Annotated in this window: 6 protein-coding genes and 1 other annotated feature; of the genes, 1 reads left to right on the forward strand and 5 read right to left on the reverse strand. The window is 68.8% G+C overall.

Annotated elements, in window-relative coordinates; translation table 11 throughout:
- Nucleotides 1-194: 194 nt before the first annotated feature.
- The 5 genes from FCU40_RS22160 to FCU40_RS22180 all read right to left on the reverse strand — a co-directional run bounded on the left by FCU40_RS22160 (nucleotide 195) and on the right by FCU40_RS22180 (nucleotide 6,274).
- Nucleotides 195-1,301: an ABC transporter permease gene (locus FCU40_RS22160; protein WP_168077947.1), complete on the reverse strand. Its 1,107-nt coding sequence runs from the start codon at nucleotides 1,299-1,301 to the stop codon at nucleotides 195-197.
- Nucleotides 1,298-2,503 (reverse strand): ABC transporter permease, encoded by a 1,206-nt coding sequence (locus FCU40_RS22165; protein WP_168077949.1) that lies wholly within the window; start codon nucleotides 2,501-2,503, stop codon nucleotides 1,298-1,300. Before FCU40_RS22165 ends, FCU40_RS22160 begins: the two co-directional genes overlap by 4 nt.
- Complete coding sequence (locus FCU40_RS22170) at nucleotides 2,491-3,519, reverse strand: efflux RND transporter periplasmic adaptor subunit (protein ID WP_206677365.1); 1,029 nt, start codon at nucleotides 3,517-3,519, stop codon at nucleotides 2,491-2,493. The genes FCU40_RS22165 and FCU40_RS22170 overlap by 13 nt, the downstream gene beginning before the upstream one ends.
- A complete protein-coding gene (locus FCU40_RS22175) occupies nucleotides 3,516-4,853 on the reverse strand; it encodes a TolC family protein (RefSeq protein WP_241693687.1) in 1,338 nt (445 codons plus the stop codon). The genes FCU40_RS22170 and FCU40_RS22175 overlap by 4 nt, the downstream gene beginning before the upstream one ends.
- 192 nt (nucleotides 4,854-5,045) lie before the next feature.
- Nucleotides 5,046-6,274, reverse strand: a protein-coding gene (locus tag FCU40_RS22180; RefSeq protein ID WP_168077953.1) for an IS3 family transposase whose coding sequence is annotated in 2 segments (ribosomal slippage) — nucleotides 5,046-5,989 and nucleotides 5,989-6,274 — 1,230 coding nt in all. Because the reading frame shifts where the segments join, the coding sequence is not laid out codon by codon here.
- Nucleotides 5,879-5,993, reverse strand: a sequence feature (AL1L pseudoknot). Its footprint overlaps the gene before it by 115 nt.
- A gap of 117 nt (nucleotides 6,275-6,391) precedes the next feature.
- Between FCU40_RS22180 and FCU40_RS22185 the strand changes: the two genes are divergently transcribed.
- Nucleotides 6,392-6,581 (forward strand): hypothetical protein (locus FCU40_RS22185; RefSeq protein ID WP_206677367.1); only part of this gene is annotated, 190 nt, incomplete at its 3' end.

Raw genomic sequence — 6,581 nt, forward strand, 5'->3', positions numbered from 1 at the left:
GATGTGCAGTTCGACGTCAGGCGCATACCAGTAGCGGTCGGGCTCAGCCCGTAGCGACGGCTCTCCTGACCATCAGACTGGACTGTGGGCGTCCCGAATGCGAGCGCGACGGAAGGTGGTGGAAGGGACCATTGGGACGGTCTGTGAACCACACTCAAGCCTTGGCGAAGCCGTCCGGCCCCGCGACACCGGGGTCACCGGTGGGTGCGGGTGCAATAGCGGACAATGGTGATCGCGCCATAGAGCAACGTCAGCGCCGCGAGGTTGAGCAGCTCGATCTTCTGCTCCGCCAGACTGGCCCCCATCTGGTTCACGCCCACCATCAGATGGATGCCGGGCGTCGTCGGCAGCAGCCGCGCCAGCATCGCCAGCCAGCCCGGCGTCGCCTCCGCGGGCCAGGACAGTCCGGAAAGGAAATAGATCGGCACGGAGGTGATGATCCAGAGCTGGATCGGCCGTTCGCGCACCGCGAAGCAACTCGCCAGGGCCAGCGCGCCGGCCACTGTAGCGGCGACGAACAGCACGCTGGCCACCGCCAGCGCGCCAAGGCTTCCGGCGGCGCGCGGGAAGTCCTGGAACCAGAAGACGAAGCCGGTGAAATAGGCGACGTCCGCGCAGCCGATGACGAAGAAGGCCAGCGCAACGCCCAGCAGCTCGCGTGGGCGGAAGGCGAGCGGGCCCTGACGCTCGCTCATGGTTCCCGCCAGCAGCGCCAGACCCATCAGCAGCGTCTGGTGTATGATGACGAAGGTGACGCCGGGGACCACCGCGCTGCCATAGCCTTCATGCGTGTTGAACAGCGGCCGCTGGATCACCTCCAGGGCGGGCGGGGCCGGCGCGCCCCGCGCCATGGCCTGGTCGACCGCCGCTTCCCGGCCCAGCGTTCCCAGCGCCGCGCCCACCCCTGCGAGCGCAGTGCTGCTGCGCAGCAGGTAGGCCCCGTTGCCATGAAGCGTGACCACGCCCTGCTCTCCCCGCAGGATGCGCCGTTCGAACCCTTCCGGGATGACGACGACGGCGCTCGCCCGGCGATCTTCGACCCAGCGCAGGGCCTCTGACGGCGACGCCGGCCGGGCGACCACCTGCGCCTGCTGCAGGGCCGACAGCTTGCTGACCAGCGAACGGCTGGCGGCTGTCCGGTCCAGGTCCACCACCGCGACGGGAATGCGGGTCGGCGTCTCGCCGGAATAGGCGGCGGGATAGAAGAAGGAATAGAGGATCGCCGAGCCGATCAGCAGCATCAGCGCCGTGCTGTCGGTGAGGATCGCCCGGAAGGTGGCGAGGAACGACTTCCCGATCATCGGCGCCCCCAGGCGGCCGGCGTCGCCGCCGCATGGATATAGCGCGGCAGGCCGATGGCCGCGCCGACGGCGAGGAAGACCAGCATGATGAGGACCTGTGGGAACGACACCGCCGCGGGCGACCCCATCATCCATTGCTCGGCGAGCAGCTTGGCGAAGGCCGTGTAGGGCAGGATCGCGCTCCAGAACTGCGCGAAGCCGGAAGCGGATTCGACAGGAAAGATCGCCCCCGCGAAGGCGAAGGACGCCCCCGCGTAGAGCCCCGCGACCGAAAGCGCCCTGCCCATGGACAGGGTTATCCCCGTCACCAGCAGCGCGACCCCGGCGTAGGCCAGATACATCGCCACATAGCCGGCGAAGAGCATCAGCGGGCTGCCCAGCACCGGCCAGCCGCGCAGGCCGGCCAGATAGCCGGTGGCCAGCACGCCCCAGCCCATGAAGAAGACGAAATAGACGGAGATCTTGCCCGCCACGGCCGCCGCCGCCGACAGCCTGGGCGCGCCGCCGAGCCAGGCGCCGATGGTCCCGTCGCGGAGCTCGCGGCCCAGCGCGCTGACCACCGCGACCATGAAGACGAGGTGGAGAAGGGCCGGATGGATCAGGGCCACGAGCTGCAGCTCATAGCTGCCCTGCGGATTGAACAGGATCGTGGTCTGCGCGGCCACCGGCGGCGGCCGGACCTTGTCCGGCCCCGCGACCGCCGCCGTCTGCTCCACGGCGAGCCGCGCCGCATAGCCCTGCGTCACATTGCCGACCTCGCGGAGCGCGGCGCCGGACGCGGTGGAGAAGCTCGCATTGTAGAAGACGGGGATGCTGGCCGTGCTCCCGTGCAGCACCGCCCGCTCCGTTTCCCGGGGGATCAGCACGATGGCGTAGACGGCTTGAGACCGCACCAGCCGCTCGGCGTCCCGCATCTCGGCGGGACGGGCGGCCACGCGCAGGCCCGGCGCCGCGTCCAGGCGGCGCGTCAGTTCGCGGGCGATCGCGCCGCCGTCCTCGTCCACCACGGCGATCGGCAGGTCGCGCATCACGCCGGAAGAGAGCTGGATCGCCATGACCGCCAGGAGCGCGAGGGGTATCCAGCTTACGAGGGCGAGATCCCAGAAGCTCGACCGGAGGAAGCGGACTTCCCTGCGCAGGCCGGCGAGAAAGGCCTTTCCCGTTCCCGCCGTCGCGCCCGTTCCCGGCACTACTGGGGCCATTCGAACAGCACGGTCATGCCCGGCCGCAGACCGCGCACCGGCGAAACCGGGGTGACGCGCACCTCGAAGCTCTTGATATCGAACCCGCTGGACTGGCGCGTCGCGCGCCAGGTGGCGAAGTCGCCGGCCGGGGCAAGATAGGTCACCCGGAAGCGGACGCGGCGCTCGCGCAGGGCCGGAATCGCGCCGACCAGCTCGGCGCCTCGCGCGAGCCCGCGCAACTGGTCCTCCCGCACGTTGAGCGTGACCCAGGGATGGGCGACGTCGGTGAGCACGAAGACCGGGAAGCCTTGCGGCACAAGCTCGCCGGGCTGTGCGAGACGGCGGCCGATCTCGCCGGCGATCGGGGCCGTCACGCGGGTCTCGGCCGCGGCGGCTTCCACTTCGGCGACGGCGCCGCGCGCCTGTCGCACCTGCCCGCTGGCTGCGGCCTTGTCCTCGCCGCGAGCGCCCGCCAGCGCTTGATCGTATTGCGCCCGCGCCGCCTTCGCCGCCTCGTTGGAGGCGATAGCATTGGTGCGCGCCTCGTCGCGCTTCTGGCCGGCGATCACGCCCTCGTCGTGGAGACGCTGGGTGCGCTGGTAGGTGGTCTGCGCGAGGGCGGCGGCGGCCTCGGCGCGGCGCCACTGCGCCTCCGCCGCGCGGATGTCCTCGGGCCGCGCCCCGGTGTTGGCCTTGTTTTCCACCGCCTGGGCCGAGGCGAGCGCGCCGCCGGCCTGCTGCGACCTGGCGGCGATCTCGGGGCTGGCGACGGTGTAGAGCAGCTGACCCGCGCGGACCGCTTGCCCCTCCTCGACATGGAAGGCGGCGATCCGGCCCGTGACCTTGCTTGTGATCCGGACCTCGCGCGCGTCCGCCATGCCCTGGATCTGGCCGGGCGCCGGGCGGTAGGCGAGCCACAGGCCGATCGCCAGCAGCAGCGCGACCCCCGCCGCCACGCCGATCGCCAGCCGACGCCTGTTCCGCTGGCGGGGGGGCGGTCCTTCCGGGCGCGGTTCCACGGCCGTCTCGCTCACGGGACCTCCTTGTCGGCGCGGGCGACATAGTCGGGCAGGCTCGAGATCTGTCCGCTCAGATCGAGAAGCTGCGCGAGCGCCAGCACATACTCATAAGCCGCCTGGGCGCGCTGGATACGTGCGCGGCCAAGGCCCAGTTCGGCGTCGATCACGTCGAGCGACGTCGCCTGCTGCTCGCGATAGGAAAGGCCCTGGAGTCGCAGGTTCTCGCTCGCGGCGTCGAGCGAGCCGTCCAGCAACAGAAAACGCCTGCGTGCGGCTTCCGCCTCGTTCCACGCCCTGGCGACGCCGACTTCGATCTGCATCCGGGCCTCGCGGACGCCGGCGTTCGCCTGCATGGAGGTCTGGCGCGCGGCCTCGACCGTCTGGTTGCGTCCGAGACCAGACACGAGCTTGTAGCGAAGGCCGATTCCGACAGTCCAGTCCGGGTCCGTCAGCAGCGAATTCCGCCGATCGAAACTATACTGGCTAAAGCCATAGATCGTCGGGCGCAGCTTGGACTTCTCGATCTTCAGGCCCGCCTCGGCCTGAGCTTCCAGCGCACGCAGCCGGTCGAGCTCAGGATAGGAATTGAGGGCTTCGGCCCTGTACGTCTCCAAGGGGTCGAGCGGCTGGGAGACGACGAAGAGCGGCGTGGTGGGACGTACGCCCTGCGGCGCGCGGAGCAGGCCGGCGAGAACGGCGTTCGCGGTCTCAAGCTCCGCCACGGCCTTCTCGAACTCACGCGCGGCGTCATCGCGTGCGACCTGCGCCTGGAGGCGCTGCGCGCGGCTGATGAACTGCTCCCGCTCCAGCTTGACCGCATCGGCGAGATGCCGGTCGAGGCCGGCCAGCACGTCGCGCCGCACGCCGAGCGCCTGTTCGGCGAGCTGCTGGCCGTAATAGGCTTGCACGAGTTGCAGCAGCGCCTTGTCGACGGCGCCTTTCTGTTCCGCGCGCGCCTGATCGAGCTGCGCCCTGGCGCCGGCTTTCGCGCCGGCGATCTGGCCGCCGGTGTAGAGCGGAAGCGTCGCCGTCACGATCGGACGGACGGCGGTCTCCCCGCGTCGGAACCGCAGCGGATCCTCGATCCCGAATGATCCGGCAACCGGCGCCAGCGATCCCAGCGGCAGATAGAGCGTCTTCTGGTAGTCCAGAAGCTGCGCCTCGAAGTCCACCTCAGGTCCGCCCAATGTGCGGGTCGCGCCGACCTGGGCCTGCTTGCCGCGCACGTTGGCGTCCGAGGCGGCGATCGCGTCCGATCGATCAAGCAGGCGTTGCTGGGCGGCCTGATAATCGAGCACGATGGCGGCGCTGTCCTGCGCTGCGGCCGGCGCCGACACCGCCAGCGTCACAATCGCCAAGGTCGCTGGAATTCGCATGGCTTGGCCTGACCCCACTGGGTTATCCGGGTTCAATGTTAGTGGACAGCGTTTGCTGGCGCTACGGTCGGGGTGGGTGATCGCGCGTTTTCCGATCGAGCTGGGGGCGTCACATAAAACGGGCACTGAAGCGTCCCGGGTTTTCCGGAGGCGGGTTCATTTGGGTCATGCGACCATATCGAGGGTCTCGTTGGCTGCATAGTAGTTGGCCTCGGCTTCGGCAGGCGGGATGTGCCCGATGGGGCCAAAGAGGCGATGGTGGTTGAACCAGTCGACCCAGCGCAGCGTTGCCATTTCCACTGCTGATGCGCTCGGCCATGACCGCTGCCGCCAGATGACCTCGGCCTTGTAGAGGCCATTGATCGTCTCGGCCAAGGCGTTGTCGTAGCTGTCGCCGACGCTACCAACCGATGGCACGAGGTTGGCCTCGGCGAGACGCTGGGTGTAGTTCATGGCCAGGTATTGAACGCCTCTGTCGCTGTGGTGGATCAGGCCATCATTGGGACCGGGCCTTCTGGCGTGGATCGCCTGTTCCAAGGCATCCAGCACGAAGCCAGCGGTAGCCGAGGTGCTGGCCTTCCAGCCTACGATCCTGCGGGCATAGGCGTCGATCACGAAGGCGACGTAGACGAACCCGGCCCAGGTATGGACGTAGGTGAAGTCGACCACCCACAGGGCGTTGGGCCGGCTGACGCGGAACTCGCGGTTGACCTTGTCCAGCGGGCACGGCGCCTTGGGGTTGCTGACGGTCGTGATCGTCTTCTTCCCACGCCGCACGCCCGCCAGGCCCATGGCGGCCATCAGCCGTTCCACGGTGCACTTGGCGATGGCGATGCCTTCGCGCCGCAACTGATGCCAGACCTTGCGCGTGCCATAGAGACCGAAGCTGGCATCATGGACGCGCTTGATCTGCTCACGCATCTCGTCGTCGCGCTGGGCGCGGGCAGGACGCCTGCCGGGATCGACAAGGCGGGCGGCGTGCTCGTGGTAGGAGGACGGGGCGATCGCCAGTTCACGGCAGATCGGCTCGATACCCAGGTCCTCCCGATGGGCGTCGATGAACGCCATCATCATCTGCCGTGGCGGTCGAGCTCCGCCTGCGCAAAATACGCGGAAGCCTTGCGCAGTATCTCGTTGGCCCGCCGCAGTTCCTTGACTTCGCGTTCCAGCAGCTTGAGGCGTTCCCGGTCATTGGCGGCCTGCGCCGCTGGCCCCGCTCGTCGGCTCGCCTCCTCGCGGCACCAGCGGCGCAGCGTCTCGGTCGTGCAGCCCATCTTGGCCGCGATCAAGGTCATCGCCGCCCACTCCGACGGGTAGTCACCCCGATGCTCATCAACCATCCGTACCGCCCGGTCGCGAAACTCAGGCGAAAACTTGTTCCTTGTAGCGCTCATCGTAGCTCCTTCTCACAGATAGGAGCCTCCGGAAAACCCGGGACGCTTCACGGCACGCTACGGCCGCTGCGCCAAAAGATCGGCGCTACCGTGCCCCAAAAGGCTTAGCGTATATCTGTGCCCGTTTTATGTGACGCCCCCACGCTGGAAAACTATGTCGACCTACCCGACCTGAACCTGCCTGACGTGCTGGGCGGGGCCAGTTGGCGGCAGCTGCGCGACACCGACCTGGACGCCATCGCGCTCGACCTGCGCCGCCACTGGCGGATCGGCGAGGGCCCCTGCACGGACGTTGTCAGCGTTCTGG

Origin of the sequence: Caulobacter sp. SSI4214 (assembly GCF_012184455.1) — a bacterium.
GTDB classification, from domain to species: domain Bacteria; phylum Pseudomonadota; class Alphaproteobacteria; order Caulobacterales; family Caulobacteraceae; genus Caulobacter; species Caulobacter vibrioides_E.